The organism is Rhodococcus sp. G-MC3 (assembly GCF_030063335.1).
Classification (GTDB): domain Bacteria; phylum Actinomycetota; class Actinomycetes; order Mycobacteriales; family Mycobacteriaceae; genus Rhodococcoides.
The window spans coordinates 86,274-105,368 of record NZ_JASISW010000002.1 but is presented as its reverse complement, the minus strand read 5'-3'; the positions used below and the strand labels follow the sequence as shown (position 1 = coordinate 105,368).

Genomic DNA, 19,095 nt, shown 5'->3' with positions numbered 1-19,095 from the left:
TGCGTTCGTCGACCGAAGAGGATTCTGCTTTGTCCACAGCACGCGACCGAGTCGTCGACGCCATCATCACGCACGCCCGGTACGTCCTCGCGACATGCGTGGTGGTCATTGTCGCCGCGGGCATATGGGGCGTCGAAGTCGTCTCGACCCTCAGCCTCGGCGGATACTCCGATCCCCATAGTCAAGCCGCGCAGGTCGATGACATCGTCGACGCGCAATTCGGGCGCACCGTCCCGGACGTTGCCATCGTTTACACCCCCACCGACGGCCGCGGCGTCGACGACATCGGTGATGTCGTCGCGGACAACCTCGCCCGGATCGACCCGGGGTTGCTCGTGCGTGCGCCGACGACCTACTGGAACGTGCCACCCGCGTTCACAACGGGGTTGGTGTCGTTCGACCGGCGTTCCGCTCTTGCAGTGCTGACGTTCAACGGCGACGAGGGCACCCGCATCAAGGCGTATCGCGATATCGCAGAGGCTCGTTCGATCGACGGAATCGACGTGCAGTTCGGCGGATTCTCCGTGATCGCCAACGCGTACAACACCGAAGCACGCGCCGACCTCATTCGCGCCGAGACCATCACGTTCCCGGTGTTGATGGTGCTGCTGCTGCTGATCTTCGGCGGAGTAACCGCAGCGGCGATACCGCTGTGCATCGGCGGGCTCAGCATCCTCGGCTCGCTCGCCGTGATGCGGGTCCTCACCATGTTCACCGAAGTGAGTGTCTTCGCCACCAACATCGCCACACTCGTCAGTCTCGGCATGGCGGTGGACTACAGCCTGTTCGTACTCACACGCTTTCGAGAAGAAATCCGCGACGGTGCATCGACAGCGGACGCGGTCCGTCGCACCATGAGAACCGCAGGCCGAACCGTCGCCTTCTCCGGATTGCTGCTGGTGTGCGGGTTCATCGGAATGCTCATCTTCCCGCAGGCGATGGTCCGGTCGCTCGGCTACGGCGGTATGGCAGCAGTGGCCGCAGCAGCATTCGTCTCTCTCACAGCACTTCCCGCTGCGCTTGCGCTGCTCGGCCCCAGAATCAACTCGCTCAGCTGGCGCTCAGGTGCCATCGAGCGCGGTGACGCACGCGCAGAACGATTCTGGGGTTCGGTGGCCTCGGCAGTGATGCGGAGGCCGGTCGTCGTCGCGGTCGCGATCATCGCGTTCCTGGCCTTGCTCAGCGCCCCCGTGTTCGGGGCAACACTGGGCGACCTCGACCACAAGGGCCTTCCGCAAGATTCACCGGCTCGAGTCGCTACGGACACATTGTTCTCGGACTTTCCCCTCGCCAATTCCGGAGTCACCGTGATGATTCAGTCGACCGACGGCGGGCAGCCGGATTCGCGTTCGGTCCAACTGGTGGTCGACGAGGTGAGCGACGTCGACGGCATCGCGGCCGCGGCCCCGGGCGGAGTTGCGGACGACTATGCCGTCGTACGCGCAATTCTGACATCACCGGACCGCACGCAGGGTGCGCTCGCCACCGTGGATTCGATACGCGAGATCGCTCCACCGGAGGGCACCGTCATCATGATCGGTGGACCCACTGCGCTGAGTCAGGACGGAATCGATTCCATCTACGGCACCGTGCCCTGGATGTTCGCCATCATGATCGCCGCAACATTCGTCGTGACCACCGCTGCGTTCCGGTCGATCGTGTTGTCCATCAAGGCAATCGTGATGGCAATGATCAGCCTTGCAGCAACATTCGGAGTACTGACCTGGATATTCGTCGACGGGCATGGTGCCGGTGCGGTGGGTATCACGCGCGGTCCACTTCAAGCGACGATGAGCATCCTGATACTTGCAGTGGTGTTCGGGCTCTCCACCGACTACGAGATCTTCCTTCTCTCACGGATCGTCGAAGCACACGATCGAGGCGCGAGTACACGCGACGCCGTCCGCATCGGCGCCTCCAGGACAGGGCGCGTGGTCACCGCTGCAGCTTTGCTGCTCATCACCGTCACGGCGGCGTTCTCACTGTCCGAGTTGGCGATGATGCGCTTGCTCGGCATCGGCGTCATCGTTGGGCTGATCCTCGACGCGACGGTGGTCCGAATGCTGCTCGTACCGGCGCTCGTGACACTGATGGGTGAGGCCAACTGGTGGCTGCACCCGAAAAAGTCTGTCCCCGAATCCGATACCACCGCCCGAGACAAGGACACTCAGAATGTCGGTTGATATCAGACTTGCCACCAAGGCAGACATACGAGAGATGTCGGCGATGATGGCCCGCGCCTTCCAATCCGACGACCCTGTCAGCGGATATTTCTTTCCAAAGGAGAAACGAAGGCCTACCATGCAGCGGAGAATGATGGCTGCGCTCATTCGGCACCGCTATCTACCGGTCGGCGGCGCAGATGTGGCGTTGCAGGCCGGACGGATCGTCGGCGTCAGCCTGTGGCATCCACACGGAGCGCGTCAGGGTCCGTGGTGGCGGGGGCTCGTCGCAGGCCCACATTTGCTGTGGGCGATGAAGCGCGGTGTTCGGGCCGGCATTCAGATGGATCGAATGCTGGACGATGGCGCTCCGAACGAGGACGCCGTGCTGTGGGTCTATCTGGGAGTGGAACCGAGCCTGCACCGCTCCGGTGTCGGCGCAGCGTTGACGAAAACCATCTTCGATCGCATGGACAGCCAGGGACGAACCACTTACGGCATTTGCAAGGACGGCAACATTCCGTTCTGGACCGCAATGGGATTCGAGGAGGCCGGAACCGCGACCATCGGACCGAAAGGACCACACGTGTACCGCATGAACCGCCCGCCGGCCCGCGTGAGCGGCGGGCCGGCGGAACGAACCGGTACCCAGGTCTAGCGCTGAGCCTCGCGCCAACGGGTAGCCTCTGCCAACTCGAACCCGTAGCGATCGGCAAGGAGTCCGAGCTGCTCGACGTTGGAGCTGTCGAGTGCCGTTCCGATACTGCGCAGCTCGAAGCGCTCCGACAGTGACAGCAACATGGTTTCGGCCATGCAGGCGTAGGTGAGACCCGGAGCCAGACCATATTCCAGCCCGAAGTCCGAACCTGCAGGCAACCGGACGATGCCGCCGTCGAACACCGTCACGTCGCGGCGAATCCGACCGACATCGTGCGGGATGTTCGGCGGCTGCGCCACATCGCACACGATGGCGTTCGGTGCCAGATCGGTTGCATCGATCAGCGAGCGTGGCGCGGACGTTGCGGCAATGACAACGTGCGCCTGCGCCACTCCCACGGCCGGATCATCGAAGAATTCGAGATGCCCGGAGGCGACCAGGTCGTCGACGGAGCCCCCCGAACGCTCGGCAGCAGCGGCGAATTCACCGGAGCCGCCTCGGGCGGCGGCCACGATTTCGCCTGCGGCAGCCCACAACTTGGGCGCTATCTGCCCGTGCTCGCCCGGACGCCCGACGAGTGTCACCGTGCCGACGTCCGGTGCCAATGCCCGAGCGATGGTCCGGCCGATGGCACCGGCCGCACCCAGGATGGTTACCCGAACGTCCTTCAGATCCATTCCTCGCTCCGAGCACACTCGTCGAACCGCACGGATGCTGGCCGCAGCCGTGAACGAGTTGCCGGTCGTGAGGACCCCTGCCATCTCACCGAGTGCAAGACCGTTTGCGGTGACCACGGACGAGTATCCGCCGAGACCCACGACAGCTGCGCCACGCTCGAACGCGAGGTTCGCCGCCGCTGTGACCGCGGCGACGGCTGCTTCGGCAGGGAGCATCAGCAGCGACTTCGACGTGAACGGAAGCCCGATCAGTGTGCCGTGCGCACTTCCGTCACGCACCGACACCGTCCGGCCGCTGCCGATCACGAGCGGCGACGGATTGACTTCGGAGGTACCGAAAGCGAAGCGGTTCAACAGTTCCGCACGTTCGGAATGCGATAGCTCGCGCAGCTCGGGGTCGAATGCCTCGAACACGTCGAGGTCCAACGGGTGTGCGATGAACGCGAAGAAGCGGTCGCCCGCGACCGGCGTTACGTGTGGCCGCCTCCGCGGCGTAGTCGGCACGGCCTTCGGTGCATTTTTCGGCGCCTTCCCAAGGAGATGGCCGATCAGGCCGATGAGATCGCCCGCCGCCGCGAATCCGAGTGCACGGTCGAGCGCCGCGACCAGGCGACGGCATTCGGAGTCGGTCACCGTGAGAGGCGGCTCGACCCGAAGCACACGAGCACCGAACAAGGTCGGCGCAATGCGGATGCCTTCGACCGCAGATAGATACGAGGACATCATTGCGGCTAGATTCAACTGAACCGCAATGGAGCCCAGCAATGCTTGCCTGCCGACGAAGTTGATGTCGTCGGTCAGTTCGACACCGAGAAGCAGACCCCTGCCCCGCACGTCGGTGACTACGGTCGGATACTTCAGCGCAAGCTTCTGCAATTCCATCTTCAGCATCTCACCGACGTCGGCCACCCGAGTGACCAGAGCGCTCTCATTCGCGGTGAGCTCGTCGAGCACTGCAATCCCGACTCGGGCAGTGAGCGCGTTACCCGCGAACGTGGACGTGTGGCGCAATGCAAAACTCTCGCCGACCAGCTCCGGTTTGCAGAGAACGGCACCGCTTGGCAGGACACCGCCGCCGAGTGCCTTTGCCAACGCCAGGATGTCGGGCACGACATCTTCGTGCTCACATGCGAACAGTCTTCCAGTCCGCCCAAGCCCGGTCTGAACCTCGTCGACGGCCAGGAGAACGCCGTGGGCGGTACAGATTTCCCGTACGCGGGCGAGGTAGCCCTCGGGCGGCGCCACGACTCCCCCTTCACCCTGGATCGGCTCGACGACGAAGACCGCGAACTCCCCGGGGGCTGCGGTCAACGCCTCATCGAGCGCACCGCTGTCTCCGAACGCAATGCTCTCGAAGCCGGCAACGGGCGCCCCGAATCCGTTTTGATACACGCTGTTTCCGGTCGCCGACAGTGCACCGAGGGTCTTGCCGTGGAAACTGTTGCGCGTACTCAGAACCCCGAGCCTGCCAGTGGCCGACCTGGCGATCTTGATAGCGATCTCCATCGCCTCGGCGCCGCTGTTCACGAACGTCACACGCCCGAGCCCGGACGGTGCAACCGCCACCAGTCTGCGTGCCAACTCCCCCGCCGGGAACAGCACCGACGGTTGAACGAACACCGCTTCGCCACGTTCGCGTACCTCGTCCATCGCACGCCAGACGCACGGAGGATTGTGGCCGAAGGGAAGCGCGCCATAGGCACCGGCGAAGTCGAGATGTGTCCGCCCCAAGGCGTCGTACAACTCGGTGCCCATTCCCGAGACGTATTCGACGTCCAGATCTACCGCGCCGAGGAGCCGAAACAATTCAGGATTGACATTTTCCGCGTACCCCTCGCGGCCGGGCGAAAATCGAGTTGTGATGTCTCCGATAGTGGTGCCGGTCATGTGTGCTCCGTATTCTCGCGAAACCGGCTCCGGCGACGCGAGCGGCCAGGAGGCGGATCTCGCGCAACCAGAGCTCGCCCCACAGTGGGACGCAAGCGCGATGTTAACTGCCACATCGGCCGCTATCCGAGCACGAACCAACTACGCATTATGAATAACGCGCAATAAACCACACCTACGGTCGGTTTATATAGTTTCTTACCCTCACGAGGTGTATCGGATATCACACTTCGATCAGCGAGGATCGATCGCCGACAGAAGCCATTTCCCGTCGACTTTCTCCATATTCACGATCAACGGAAGAGTGACGCTTCCCCGAGCGACGCCTTGCTGGGTGGTGCTGACGTTCATGTTGATGATCAACTCGGCACTATCGGACTCCAACCGACTGACGCCGATATCCATCATGTCGACCTCGGTCGCGGCCTGAGTCTGACGCGCCGAGGACTTGATCGTCTCGGCCTGGCTGTCGAACTCCTGAGCCATTTTCTCGGTCAGGAAAGCATCGACGCCGGAGAACTGATCATCCACGGTGTCGTAGCTGTAGCCGTAGATCGCAGTCAATGCATCCGTCGCCGACCGTGTCACCTCCGACGTCGCGCCCTGATCGACCCACGCCTCATTGTCGTTCCCGGTACCGGGCTTCAGGGCAGCCACCACCGCGAACACGACGAGGGCAAGCGCCACGAAAACCATCAGCAACGCGGGAGCCCAACCGATTCGGCGAGCGTGCGCACGAGGAGCAGCAGCCTCCGGCTGGGACGAAGACGTGCTCTTCGTCAGTGATGGCCCAGTACCATCCGAAGACACAGCCGCATCCGAAGACACAGCGGCAGGCTCGGTTGTGTCGGGCGCGGCAGGAAACTCTGTCGTCGGCTCGACGCCGGTATCGACTGCCTCTGACGCGGGGTCGACACCTGCAGCTTCAGGTGACGGTTTGCGCGTCGACCCCGCCATCTTCTTGCGAGACTGGCTCGTGGTGTTCGGGGGAACGATTTTCCGGCGCTGTGGGGGCACTGCGGAACTCCTCTGTTGCTACTGACGACCTCACCGAGGTGCGTCAGAAAATCACGTATGGCTGAACTGGGACTCGGCCTGGTCCTCTAGGGGCCTGCGGACGTGTCGGGAACCGCGGCAGGGGCGCTCGGATCAGCGGTCGCATTCGGGTCAGCGGGCGCGCTCGGGTCAGCGGGCGCGCTCGGGTCAGCGGGCGCGCTCGGGTCAGCGGTCGCATTCGGGTCTGTCGCAGTACCATCCGCAGGCTGGTTGTAGACCCTGGCGTTGTCGTCACCGATCGGTGCCCGGTCACCCACGGGGAGAAGCTTGTTGACCTTCCACGTGCCGTCGACGTCCTGCAGGAACATCCGCATCACTGCGCGACTCCGCTCGGGCGCTGTGTCGTCGGGACCCGTGGTGAGGTTGGCGACGATCAACACAGCCGTAGCTGTCTTGTCGTCGACGTTGAGTTCGGTGAGCGAGGATCCGATCACCTCGGCGGTGATCTTGCGCCCCGAGTTACGTTGCTCGTCGCTGATCGACGACCGAGTCTCGTCGAGGTAGTTGGTCATCTCGTCGCCGGTGACCGACGACATCATCGTGTCCAGCGAACCGTCGAGATTCGCAGAGTCCACCGAACTCAGATTGATAGCTGCCTGCTGGGCTCCCGCCAACGCTGAATCTCGTACATCGGCGATGTTCTGGTCGGTGGCGGCGGACTTCCACCCGATGCCGAACCACACGCTCGCGGCAAGTGCGATCACCGCAACAATGGAAGCGCCGATCAACACTGGTTTGGCTGGATTCTTCTTCGATTCTGGGTCCGTGAATTCCGGATCCCGAGCTTCGGTGTTTGACGTCACAGTACAACCTTACTCTTCGGTAACACGGGCACTTTCGAGTCCGAGGACCGAAGCTTCTATTCGAACGACGAGTGGCGACAATCCTCGCGTTCGACCAGGATTGTCGCCACCCGCACAGTCAGTGCTGTTCGTGGATCAGCTTTACTTCGGAGTCACCCCGAGCAGCGGCGCAAGCTGCGACGCGATCGGGTTGAGGTTGAGCTTCTCCGGATCTACCTTGGGCTTGCTGTCCCACGGCTGCGGAGTCTCCGGATCAGCGAAGACGATGCGATTTGCGCTGCGAACGCCCGTCACACTGCCCTCGGGTGTTGCGCAGTTGGCCTGAAGATTCAGCGGGTAGTTCTCCTCGGTGAGATCGAAGTTGGGGTTCTTCGCCTTCTCCTCGTCGAGAATCGCCTGCGAGCCTTCGTAGCCGACGGTGCACGGCGGCGGGTTGTTCGTCTCCAGCAACAGTCCCTGGTGAATCGTTCCGTCGCCCGGCACGAGCGTGCTTGCGCCGGCAGCAAGGGCAGGCAGGAAGATCAGCAGCGGCTTGAGCGCGAGCGCTCTCGGAGCAGCAAGCTCGGTAACCGAGTTGATGTTCGTCAAATCGGTCGTCAGTGCAGGTCCACCCTCGGCGATCAATGCACCGATCTGGTCACTGGCCGCAGTGCCCGTGTTGATGAGCCGCCTGATATCCGGATCACTGTTGCGCAGCTGGGCCGTCACCGAGTTCAGATCGGCACTGAACTGGCGGATGGCCGAAGATTGCTCGGATTGCGTGTCGAGCACCGTCCTGCTGTCCCTGATCAGAGCAAGCGTCTCTGGCAGCGCCTCGTTGCCAGTCTCCGACAGCGACCCGAGCGAATCGACCAGAACCTGCAGATCGTCGCCCTTACCATCGAATGCAGCGCCAAGTTCCTGAACCACCGTGGTCAGATTCTTCAGGGGAACCGTCTTCACGAGTTGATTGGTACTGGCGAGAACTTCCTCGACGGGTACAGGCGTTTGGGTGTTTGCCGTTGCGATCGTCGAACCGTCGACGAGGTACGGACCCTCGTCGCTTGTCGGCTGCAGATCGACGTACTGCTCACCGATTGCAGACCGGTTGGCGACGACAGCTTTCGCCGAATCCGGAATGTCCAGACCACCGCTGTCCAACAGCAGTTCCACGTTGATGCCGCTCTGGGTCAACGAGAGCTCACCGACGGTGCCGACGGGCACACCGCGGTAGGTGACCTCTGCGTTGGAGAAAATGCCACCGGAATCGGCGAACTCGGCGTTGACCCGATACTGACCGAACCCGAGCAGATTGTCGAGCCGAACGTATTTTCCGCCGACGTACACGATGCCCACGATGGCAACGATGACGAATGCAATGAGCTGAATCTTGACCAGCCGCGATCTCACAGCCCACCTCCGAGTTGCTCGAGTAGATCGTTCAGAGGTGCAAACGGAGTCGGAGCCGGAGCTGCCCCAGGTTCGCCTGCGACCGGTTCGACTCCCGGCGCGACCGGTACGCCCGGTGCCGGAACCGGTTTGGGAATGATCGGCGGCAATGGCAGCAGCGAGATCGTCGGCCAACCCGGACGCGGTCCGTTGCCGTTGTAGTAGGGATTCGACGGATCCACCAGCGGCAACGAGTCACCGTACTTCGGCGGAATGTAGACCGGATCGCCCTCTCCCACACCGAAGTTACGGAGTGCAGTACCAATGGACAGGTCGAGTGAGAGGAAGAGGTTCGCCGAGTCGCCCTGGGTGACCTCCTCGATGCCATCCGGGAACGGGAGCGTCGGAATCAGCGGCAACGTGGTGACGATGTCGTCACCCGATGCTGCCAGCGCCTGCAGAGTCGGCCGGAGTGCGCGAAGATCGGCGATCAGATCGTCTCTGGACTGATCGATCACGTTGGTGCCGACTGCGCCCAGACGGTCGAGCTGTCCGAGCATCTGAGTCAACTGCGGACGCTGTTCTTCCAGCACACCGGTAGCGATCGGAAGATCCTGCAGTACGCGATCAATCTTGTCCGTCTGCGCGCTCACCTGAGTGGTCAACACGTCGAGTCCGTCGAGTGCCCGTGTGATGTCGTTCTTTTGCTCTTCGAGGCCGCCGATCAGAGTGTTGGCCTCCTCCAACAGATTCCGAGTCGTGCCCTCGCGGCCTGAGAACGCAGCGTTCAACTCCTTGACGATCGGAGCCAGCTGACCGACGCCACCACCGTTGAGAAGCAACGAGAGCGCACCGAGCACCTGTTCGATATTGGTGGTTACACGCGTGCGGTCGAGCGGGATGGTGTCACCGTCGGCAAGCCTCTTCGGATCGGAATCACCCTCCGGGACCGTCAACTGGATGAACTTCTCACCCAGAATCGAGGTCTGTTCGACGGCTGCGGTGGCGTTCGCCGGAAGGTTCACCGAGTCGTTGACGATGACACCGACGTTCGCGGTCCATTCACCGTCGGGCACCGAAATCGAGTCGACCCTACCGACCTCGACACCGTCGACCTTGACTGTCGACTGCGGAACGAGATCGAGAACGTCCTGAAACTGAATCGTCAACCGAAGGGGATTGCTACCGGTGTCGGCACCGCCGGGGAGCGGAATGCCGTACACACCTTGTGAACACGCGGTGGCCGACAGTGCGATAACCGTGGCGCCGACGATGGCGGTCAAGTGCCGCCGCCGCGCAGCGGCCTGCGGAGCAACCCGACCCGCTTTGCTCGTCGGCGATGTCCTGATCGACAAGATCACTGTCCCCCTCCAAGCGTTTGCTGCAGACCGGGCATCTTGTTGTTTTCGCCGAGTCGTGGTGAGACGTTGCCGGGCACCGTGCCCGGGACGACGTTGCCCTGCTGGGTCTCGTTCGTCAGCACACCGAACGGAAGTACCAGTCCGGAGTCGCGAACCGGCCCCTGAATCAGCGAAGTGATCTCGCCGCATCGATCGATGACGGGTTGGATCTGCGCACCGAGCTGTTGGAAACGCGGATCTCCCGGGACCAGTTTGCCGAGGTCGATCAATCGGCAGACTGTTCCGAGCGGATCCTGAGTTTCGTTCTGCAGGTTCGCCCGCGATGCGAGAGTTCCGGACTCTGCGTCGTAGGAGTTCACCAGGTTGCTGATAGCGAGCGGAAGAATCGTCAGAGTTTCCACGATGGAATCCTTTCGATCCGACAGCGTCTGAGTCGGCTGTACCAGACCGTTTGCGGCCTGCACCAACTGATCTCGGTTGTCCGCCACGAATCCGGCGACATCACCGAGCGAAATGGACAGCTGGTTGAGCGCCGCTCCCAAATCGTCACGTTCCCCGTTGAGGAAACCCGTCAGATCGGCCAGCTGGTTGTTGAACTCCCTGACCTGCTGATCGTTCGCTGCGAGCGCAGAGACGAACGTCTGCAAATTCTTGACGGTGTCGAACAGGTCGCCGCGCGAGTCACTGAGCGTGCGCGAGGCGGCAGTCAGCTCGGTGATGGTGTCGCCTAGAGCCGCACCGTTGCCATCGAGGTTGGCAGCGCCGGTGTTCACCAGGTCGGTGAGTGCGCCGTTGGCATTTGCACCGTTGGGCCCGAGCGCGGTCGAGAGCTCGTCGATACTGGCGTAGATCTGATCGACCTCTACCGGGGTTGCCGTTCGTTCTCGCGGGATGACGGTATCGCCCGACATCTTGTCCCCGCCGGAGTAGGCCGGAGCGAGTTGCACGTACCGATCGGAGACGAGTGACGGGGTGATCTGAGCGGCCTTGGCGTCCGAGGGGATGTCGACGCCGCGCTGGACGCGCATCTTGACCTCGACCTGGTCACCCTGGGGCACCACCGAGGTCACATTGCCGACGGACACACCGAGAACGCGGACATCGGATCCTTCGTAGATACCGACGGACTTGTCGAAGTACGCGGTGATATTGGTTGCACCCGCACGGGTGAACACCCACCACAGTCCGCCGGCGATGACGAGTGCGGCGATGACGATACCCGCGATGACGGCACGGCGGCCGCCGGTCTTCTTCACGGTTTCTCCCGAATCACTCATCAGTTGCCTCCCAGGTCACGCGCAGGTTGGCGATAGCCCGGAATCAATGGCAAACCGGGGGGTGTGAGGTTGGCCAAGGTTATGTCCAACCAGCGGCCGTTTCCGACGACGTTGGAGTACAGCCGGACGAACGGCGCGTAGAGCTCCAAGCCCCGCGAGAGTGCGTCGTTGTTCTTGTTGAGAATGTCGATGACTCCGTTCAACTGCTCGAGCATCGGAGTGATCTGCTGCTCGTTGTCGCGAACCAATCCTGTGAGCTGCTGAGAGAGCCGTTGCACGCCTGTCAGCAGCTGCGAGATCGACTGCTGACGATTGTTCAACTCTTCGAGCAGCGGCCCTGCGTCGGTAATCAGGCGATTGAACTCCTCGTTCCTGTCCGCCAACACCTTCGTCGTCTTACCGGTTGCTTCGAACAGCTTCTGCAGTTCGTCGTCGCGGCTCGAGATGCTCTCGGAGAGTCGGCTGACTCCATCGAGGGAAGAGCGAATGTCCGCCGGAGTCTCCGAGAACGCCTGCGAAAGTGTCTCGAAGCTCGACGCCAGCTGGTTGGTGTCGATGTCTTCGATGGTCGATGCGGCATCGGAGAACGCATCGATGACGTCGTACGGAGATGTGGTGCGCTCCACCGGGATCGGCTCCTTCGGCTTCAGTACATCGTCACCACGAGGGTCGATCGCGAGGTACTTCTGTCCGAGCAGCGTCTTGATCTGAATCGACGCCGTCGAGTTGTTGCCAACCCACGCGTCCTGTACTCGAAAGTCGACATCGACCTTGTCCCCGTCGAGTTCCACGGAGCTGACCTGACCGACTTTGACACCTGCGATGCGAACTTCGTTGCCCGGCTTGAGACCTGCGGCTTCGGTGAACTCAGCGGTAAAGGTCGATCCGGCACCGACGATCGGAAGTTTGTCGAGAAAGAACACCGATATCGTGGCCAGCAGCACGATGGCAATGCCGAGTGCGCCGAGAACCACGGGGCTACGCTTCTTCATTCTTTGATCCCCCCAGCTTTGCAACGCGAAGCCGAATTCGTGTACAGCGGTTGATTCACGGTCGGCAAACCCGTCGGCAGATTGAGATTGGGCGAGGTTCCAGGTCCTGCCACAATGTCGATGCCGCATATGTAGAACGTGAACCACGAGCCCTGCTGCGCTGTGCGCACCAGTTTGTCCAGCTTCTTCGGCAATGTCTGAAGGACCTTGTTGACATCATCTTCACGCCTGTTCAACGTTGTTGCCAACGTGTTCAGAGCTGCGATCGAACCCTGGATGGACGGCCGCGTCGGCTCCAGGAGGCCCGCTGTGGCATCGGTGAGACCTGCCAGCGAGGTGACCGCAGAACCGACGACGTCGCGGTCCGCGGACAGACCGGAGACCAACTGCTGAGTGTTGACGATCAACGAGTCCAACTGGTCGTCGTTCTGATTGACCGTTTGCAGCACCGTGTTGAGGTTGGTGATGACAGCCCCGATCACAGCGTCCTTGTCGGCCACCGTGTTGGTGAGGCTCGCAGTGTTGCGCACTAGCTCCGAGATAGTTCCCGATTCCCCCTGAAACACCTGGATGATCTGGTACGACAATTTATTCACGTCGTCGGCGCTGAGCGTCTGGAAGAGCGGACGGAAACCGTCGAACAGGGTAGTGAGATTGACTGCGGGCTTGGTCTGCGACAGTGGAATCGTGTCACCGGGATTGATCTTGCCGCCCTGCTCTCCGACACCTTGCTCGATGGCAACGTACCGCTGGCCGACGAGATTTCGGTACCGCAGGTTCGCGGTGACGGTCGATGGAAGGTAGTCGCGGCCGTCGACCGAGAATTCGATCTTGGCCTCGCGCTCGTTGACGATCTCGATGTTCTTCACGTCTCCGACACGAACGCCTGCGATTCGAACCTCGTCGCCTTTGTTGAGCGAGGCGACATCACTGAAGATCGCGCTGTACGTCTTGCCGCCACCGCCACTGATGTTCGCGATGGAGAACGCCAGCGTCGCGGTAGCGAGAATTGTTATTACTGCGAACACGATCAGCTTGACGAGCGGAGCGATTAGTCCCCTCATTTGATGGTTACCTCCGCACCCCTGAGCGCCGGCGCACCGACGGACGTCAACCAGGAAGGAACATCATCGGGCGAAGTTCCTGTTGCCTCGCCGTAGATCACGGCAAGAGTGTCACGCTCGAAATCCGAACCCTCGTAATTTACAGGCGTCGACTCTGTTATCCCGGGCAACGGCGAGTACTGCGGCGCCGGAAGGTCCGGAATATCCTGCGGCCCTGGGTTTCTGGACGGAACCTGGTACGAGCCGTCGTTTGCCGAACCACCCGGATACTGAGGGAAGTACTCCCCGGCATCGGTGTTGGCCGGGGTGTAGCACCGAGGCCCGCGATTGTCGAACAGTCGCGGCTCGTCCTGATTGGGCAAGTAGCGTCCCTTGGGATTGACAAACGATGCCGTCACGTTGATGGCTCGGTATTCGTCGCCGACACCGATGACCTCCTGTGCACGTTCCACGACCGGAACGAACTGAGCAAAGGCGCACCCGAACGACGGTGAGTACTGCGCCAACAACTCCAGAGTCTCTCGTGAATCGGCCGAGATACGAATCAAATTGTTCGAGTTGGCCTGCAGGAAATCCGCCGTCGAGCTGCTCGTCGCCGTCAGGGACGAAATCAACGTGTCCACTGCAGGACGCTGCTCCACCAACGTATTTCCGGTGACGGAAAGGTTGTCCAACGCGTCGATCAACTGCGGACCGGCGTCGGCGTATGTTTGCGAGAAGTCGGCTAGACCACGCAGATCCTCCTGGATGTTCGGCAACTCGGTGTTCAGTCCCTTGAATATGTTGTCGAGCCGATCGATCGTCAGCCCCAATTCCTGACCGCGGCCGCTGACTCCCTGCGCCAGCGCGCCAAGCGTATTCGCCAGGTCCTGCGGCGGAATCGCCTCCAGAAGCGGAAGCAGGTTGTCCAGCAGTTCGCCGACCTCGATGGCACTGCCGCTGGTGTCCTGCTTCAGTACGGTGCCGTTGACGATCGGCGACGCGGTGTTGTTCTCGGGAATCATCAACGCCACATAGCGCTCACCGAACAGCGTCTTCGGCAGCAACCGCGCCGTGGCGTTCGACGGAATAAGTTCCGCCTTGTCCGGCTCGATGGCCAGATGGGCGGTAACGACACCGTCGTCGGTCGAGGCAGAGCGAACCTCACCGACGATCAGACCGCGCACTTTCACATCGGCATTGGACGGCAACGCATTTCCCACCGTGTCCGTGATCAGGTCGATGCTGACAACCTTCTTGAAGGTCTTGTTGAACGAGGTGATCGACCATCCTAGAAAGAGGATCAGCACCAGGAAGAACGCAAGACCGAGCAGCAGTCTCCTCAATCGCGACGTCGAGTCGATCATCCAGCAACCCTCACTGTGGTGGTGGTCCCCCAAATTGCGAGGCTGAGGAAGAAGTCCAGAACAGCTACCGTCACGATGGCTGTTCGCACGGCACTACCCACGGCCACACCCACACCTGCGGGTCCGCCGGAGGCGTGAAATCCGTAGTAGCAATGGATCATGATCAATACAAAAGCGAAGATCAACACCTTGAGGAACGAATAGAGAACGTCTTCCGGTGGCAGGAAGAGGTTGAAGTAGTGGTCATATGACCCGCTGGACTGCCCGTTGAAAATCGTGCTGATTCCCCGTGAGGCGATGTACGACGCGAGCAGACCGACGATATAGAGCGGGATGACGGCAACGAAGCCTGCGATCATGCGAGTCGTTACCAGGAACGGCACGCTGGGCACTGCCATGACCTCCAGGGCGTCGATCTCCTCCGAAATTCGCATAGCACCGAGCTGCGCCGTGAACCCCGCTCCGACGGTGGCCGACAGCGCAAGACCAGCCACGACGGGCGCGATCTCCCGGGTGTTGATGTATGCCGACAGGAAGCCCGTGAGAACCGAGCTGCCGAGCTGCTCGAGCGCCGCGTAGCCCTGTAGACCGACGACCACACCGGTTGCGCCGGAAAGCATCACGATGACGCCGATGGTGCCGCCGATGACTGCGAGAGCGCCGCTACCGAAGGTGACTTCGGCGAGTAGCCGTAGTACTTCCTTCTTGTAGTGGACCAGAGTGCGCGGGATCCACCCGATGGCGCGCACATAGAAGGACATCTGCTCGCCCGCGGTGTCGAGCACGGTCAGCGGAGCACTCACAATGCGCTTGGCGCGCATCAGAGTACGGTCGCCACGACTTTTGGCGATGGTCATTGCGGGTCAGCTTCCCTTCGCTGGCACAACCTGGAGGTACACCAGGGTGAGAATGAGGTTCGCGAAAAACAGCAGCAGGAAGGTGATGACAACCGTCTGGTTCACCGCTTCACCGACGCCCTTGGGTCCCGGGTTGGGATTGAGTCCCTTGTAGGACGCGATGATTCCGGCGATCACACCAAAGATCGCGGCTTTGAGTTCTGCGACATACAGGTCGGGCAGCTGCGCCAGCGCCGAGAACGACGCCAGGTAGGCACCGGGCGTACCGCCTTGAAGCACGACGTTGAAGAAGTAGCCACCCGCAATACCGACGACGGACACGAGGCCGTTGAGCAACAGTGCGATGAGGATCATCGCGAGAACGCGCGGAACGACGAGGCGATGCACCGGGTCGATACCCAGCACGCGCATGGCGTCTATTTCCTCGCGGATGGTGCGCGATCCGAGGTCGGCGGTCACAGCAGAGCCTGCGGCGCCTGCAATCAACAGTGCAGTCACGATTGGGCTGCCCTGTTGAATGACAGCGAGCACGCTGGCTGCACCGGTGAACGATTCGGCGCCGAGTTGCTTGATCAACGAACCGGTCTGTAGCGACACGACAGCACCGAAAGGAATGGCGACCAGCGCCGTCGGCAGAATCGTGACGCTGGCAATGAACCAGGCCTGCTCGATGAACTCACGGAACTGGAATGGACGACGGAACGTTGCCCGCGCGACCTCTACCAGTAGTTCGACGATATTTCCGGCTTGCGAAAGTGCTGCGCTCGCCGGTGCGAGAGCGGATTTCTTGGAACCTCCCATAGCCCTTACTGTCCCCGCCCTTGCGAAGGGCCGTGGCCCTGGTCGCTATATCCCGAATTGTCATAGCCGGAGTTGTCGTGGCCGGAGTTGTCGTACCCCGAATTGTCGTAACCGGAGTTGTCGTAACCGGAGTTGGTGTGGCCCGAGTTGTCCTGCTCCTGCTGGCCGGCATCACTGTAGGCCGGAGTGTGGTGACCCGGGTCGGTCGAATCAAGGCTTTCCTGAATAGCGACCTGTGCATTCTGCGGCAGCGTGTGCATGATCTGACGCACCCGCTCCTGCCGACGACCCACAGCCTGACGAACCGGAGTACCGGGCGTCGCCTTCATCTGCGGCACGATCCCCTCGACGTCCTCGACGCCACCCGCATGGTGACCTGCATCGACGAGGGCCTGTTCGTGCGCCATCTGCGCCTCGTCCTTCTCCTCCGACATACCGATCGGCCCGATCATCGTGCCGTTCAAGAACTGCTTGACCACAGGCTCGTCACTGGTCAACAACACCTCACGAGGACCGAACATCACCAACTGGCGACGGAAGAGCATCCCGATGTTGTCCGGCACTGTGCGCGCCAGATTGATGTTGTGGGACACGATCAGAATCGTCGCGTCGATCTCGGCGTTGATGTCGATCAACGTCTGCGAAATGTACGTGGTGCGAACAGGATCCAGACCGGAGTCGGGCTCGTCCACCAGGATGATCTCCGGATCGAGCACCAGCGCACGGGCCAACCCGGCGCGCTTACGCATACCGCCGGAGATCTCACCGGGAAGTTTGGTCTCGGCACCGATCAGACCGGTGAGCTCGAGCTTCTCCATGACGATCTTGCGAACATCGGATTCCGATTTCTTCGTGTGCTCACGAAGTGGGAACGCGACGTTGTCGTACAAGTTCATCGAGCCGAACAGTGCGCCATCCTGGAACAACACTCCGAACAATTTGCGGATCTCATAGAGATCACGCGAGGAGCACTCGAGGATGTCTGTGCCGTCGATGAAGATCTTGCCCTGCTCTGGACGCAGTAGCCCGATCAACGACTTCAAAAACACCGACTTGCCCGTACCCGAAGGCCCGAGCAATGCGCTGACCTCCCCCGAGGGCAACGTCAGAGAGACATCCTGCCAAATCTTCTGAACTCCGAAAGACTTGGTCAATCCCTCGACCGAAACCTCGACTCCCACGCTGACCTCCACAGTTCGTACACATCGACCCGGATGTGGGTTGGGTCACTCTATCGCACACGAGTGTCCGCTCCGACATAGGAGCTTACTGCCCGGTAAGAAGTCCCCCGACCCGGGCTGCGGTCCTGGACACAGTGTGGCGCATTTCACCGCGACACGCGTAGGACTCGCCCGATTTGTGACAGAACCCAATCTTCGAATGCTGTGAACCGGCACGAAAAAAACCTCGAACATAGAAGTTTCACGCTCCCGAGAACACACGAAGGGCCACCCCCAAAGCGGGGATGGCCCTTCGCGGTAGAACAGAAGAACTGACCGAAATCGGTCCGGCAAGAATTACTTGACGGAGACCTTCGCGCCGGCTGCTTCCAGCTTCTCCTTGGCAGCCTCGGCTGCGTCCTTGGCGACCTTCTCGAGGATTGCCTTCGGAGCGCTCTCGACGAGATCCTTGGCTTCCTTCAGGCCCAGGCCGGAAACGACCTCACGGACGACCTTGATGACCTGGATCTTCTTGTCGCCGGCCGACTCGAGGACGACGTCGAACTCGTCCTGCTCTTCGGCTGCCTCAGCCGGAGCGCCTGCTCCGCCTGCTGCGGCAACGGCGACGGGAGCAGCCGCGGTGACCTCGAAGGTCTCCTCGAATGCCTTCACGAACTCGCTGAGCTCGAGGAGTGTGAGCTCCTTGAACTGGTCGAGCAATTCATCGGTGCTGAGCTTCGCCATGGTGGCGGGTCCTTCCTATAAGTACTCCAGTCGCTGATCCGCGACATGGTGTGGGGTTGAGCTGTTCGCTAATGCCAGCGGATCAGCTTTCGGCGGGAGCTTCCGCCGGTGCTTCTGCTTCTGCAGGCGCCTCGGCTGCGGCGGGAGCGCCAGCAGCCTTCTTCTCCTGCAATGCAAACGCCAAACGGGCGAACTGCGATGCGGGAGCATTGAACAGGCCTGCAGCCTTCGACAAGTTGCCCTTCATGGCGCCTGCGAGCTTTGCCAGCAAGATCTCGCGGGACTCGAGGTCCGCGATCTTGTTGATCTCGTCCACGGACAGCGTCAAGCCGTCCATGTAGCCGCCCTTGACGACCAAGGCCTTGTTGTCCTTAGCGAAAGCCTTGATGGCCTTCGCAGCGTCGACCGGCTCGCCCTTGATGAATGCAATGGCGGTGGGTCCGACGAACAACTCGTCCAGCCCGGTGATGCCGGCTTCGGCAGCAGCGCGCTTGACCAGGGTGTTCTTGGCGACGGAGTAGGTTGCACTGTCTCCGAGCGCACGCCGGAGCTGTGTCAGACCGGACACCGACAGTCCGCGGTATTCCGTGACGACGGCAGCCGTCGATCCTTTGAACTGTTCGGTGATCTCCGCAACTGCGGAGATCTTTTCGGGCTTTGCCATACTTCGCCTCCTCTCGTGGGAAGTTATGTCGATCGCGAGAGGTCCTGAAAAACGACAAACGCCCCGGTGCAGAAGCACACGGGGCGTAGACATGGATGACAACCGCTGGTCTGATTAAGCACCGATAGGCGTCGAACAGGTCCCTTACCTCGTTCTCCTGCGTGGGCCGTCCGAACACTTCTCGAACCTTCAACCGCATACCTGTCGGGACTTCCTGC

General features: G+C 61.5%; 16 protein-coding genes. 2 read left to right on the top strand and 14 right to left on the bottom strand.

Annotated features, from left to right (window positions below; genetic code table 11):
* Positions 1-29: 29 nt before the first annotated feature.
* Together QMK17_RS02405 and QMK17_RS02400 are read left to right on the top strand one after the other, a co-directional pair.
* A complete protein-coding gene (locus tag QMK17_RS02405) occupies positions 30-2,183 on the top strand; it encodes an MMPL family transporter (protein ID WP_283506830.1) in 2,154 nt (717 codons plus the stop codon).
* Entirely contained in the window at positions 2,173-2,820 is a 648-nt protein-coding gene (locus tag QMK17_RS02400; RefSeq protein ID WP_283506829.1) for a GNAT family N-acetyltransferase, read from the top strand. The genes QMK17_RS02405 and QMK17_RS02400 overlap by 11 nt, the downstream gene beginning before the upstream one ends.
* On the opposite strand, the gene QMK17_RS02395 is transcribed toward QMK17_RS02400, so the two are convergent.
* The 14 genes from QMK17_RS02395 to rplJ all read right to left on the bottom strand — a co-directional run bounded on the left by QMK17_RS02395 (position 2,817) and on the right by rplJ (position 18,877).
* Positions 2,817-5,384 (bottom strand): aminotransferase class III-fold pyridoxal phosphate-dependent enzyme, encoded by a 2,568-nt coding sequence (locus QMK17_RS02395; protein ID WP_283506828.1) that lies wholly within the window; start codon positions 5,382-5,384, stop codon positions 2,817-2,819. The two genes, QMK17_RS02400 and QMK17_RS02395, sit on opposite strands and share 4 nt — an antisense overlap.
* Positions 5,385-5,618: 234 nt before the next feature.
* Complete coding sequence (locus QMK17_RS02390) at positions 5,619-6,401, bottom strand: hypothetical protein (protein ID WP_283506827.1); 783 nt, start codon at positions 6,399-6,401, stop codon at positions 5,619-5,621.
* Positions 6,402-6,487: 86 nt separating this feature from the next.
* Positions 6,488-7,243 (bottom strand): hypothetical protein, encoded by a 756-nt coding sequence (locus QMK17_RS02385; protein WP_283506826.1) that lies wholly within the window; start codon positions 7,241-7,243, stop codon positions 6,488-6,490.
* A gap of 141 nt (positions 7,244-7,384) precedes the next feature.
* Positions 7,385-8,632, bottom strand: a complete 1,248-nt coding sequence (locus tag QMK17_RS02380) for an MCE family protein (RefSeq protein WP_283506825.1) — start codon at positions 8,630-8,632, stop codon at positions 7,385-7,387.
* Entirely contained in the window at positions 8,629-9,894 is a 1,266-nt protein-coding gene (locus QMK17_RS02375) for an MCE family protein (RefSeq protein ID WP_283507025.1), read from the bottom strand. Before QMK17_RS02375 ends, QMK17_RS02380 begins: the two co-directional genes overlap by 4 nt.
* 74 nt (positions 9,895-9,968) lie before the next feature.
* Entirely contained in the window at positions 9,969-11,249 is a 1,281-nt protein-coding gene (locus tag QMK17_RS02370; protein ID WP_283506824.1) for an MCE family protein, read from the bottom strand.
* The gene (locus tag QMK17_RS02365) at positions 11,249-12,241 is read right to left on the bottom strand and encodes an MCE family protein (RefSeq protein ID WP_283506823.1); all 993 of its coding nucleotides are present in this window, start codon (positions 12,239-12,241) and stop codon (positions 11,249-11,251) included. The genes QMK17_RS02370 and QMK17_RS02365 overlap by 1 nt, the downstream gene beginning before the upstream one ends.
* Complete coding sequence (locus QMK17_RS02360; RefSeq protein WP_283506822.1) at positions 12,238-13,305, bottom strand: MCE family protein; 1,068 nt, start codon at positions 13,303-13,305, stop codon at positions 12,238-12,240. Before QMK17_RS02360 ends, QMK17_RS02365 begins: the two co-directional genes overlap by 4 nt.
* Complete coding sequence (locus QMK17_RS02355; RefSeq protein WP_283506821.1) at positions 13,302-14,651, bottom strand: MCE family protein; 1,350 nt, start codon at positions 14,649-14,651, stop codon at positions 13,302-13,304. The genes QMK17_RS02360 and QMK17_RS02355 overlap by 4 nt, the downstream gene beginning before the upstream one ends.
* Entirely contained in the window at positions 14,648-15,508 is an 861-nt protein-coding gene (locus QMK17_RS02350) for an MlaE family ABC transporter permease (protein ID WP_283506820.1), read from the bottom strand. Before QMK17_RS02350 ends, QMK17_RS02355 begins: the two co-directional genes overlap by 4 nt.
* A gap of 6 nt (positions 15,509-15,514) precedes the next feature.
* Complete coding sequence (locus QMK17_RS02345; protein WP_283506819.1) at positions 15,515-16,309, bottom strand: MlaE family ABC transporter permease; 795 nt, start codon at positions 16,307-16,309, stop codon at positions 15,515-15,517.
* Positions 16,310-16,314: 5 nt separating this feature from the next.
* Positions 16,315-17,490, bottom strand: coding sequence for an ABC transporter ATP-binding protein (locus tag QMK17_RS02340; RefSeq protein WP_283506818.1), 1,176 nt, complete (start codon positions 17,488-17,490; stop codon positions 16,315-16,317).
* 336 nt (positions 17,491-17,826) lie between these two features.
* On the bottom strand, positions 17,827-18,213 hold the full coding sequence (gene rplL / locus QMK17_RS02335) for a 50S ribosomal protein L7/L12 (protein ID WP_283506816.1): 387 nt from the start codon (positions 18,211-18,213) through the stop codon (positions 17,827-17,829).
* Between the two features lie 82 nt (positions 18,214-18,295).
* Positions 18,296-18,877, bottom strand: a complete 582-nt coding sequence (gene rplJ, locus QMK17_RS02330) for a 50S ribosomal protein L10 (RefSeq protein ID WP_283506815.1) — start codon at positions 18,875-18,877, stop codon at positions 18,296-18,298.
* Positions 18,878-19,095 lie beyond the last annotated feature (218 nt).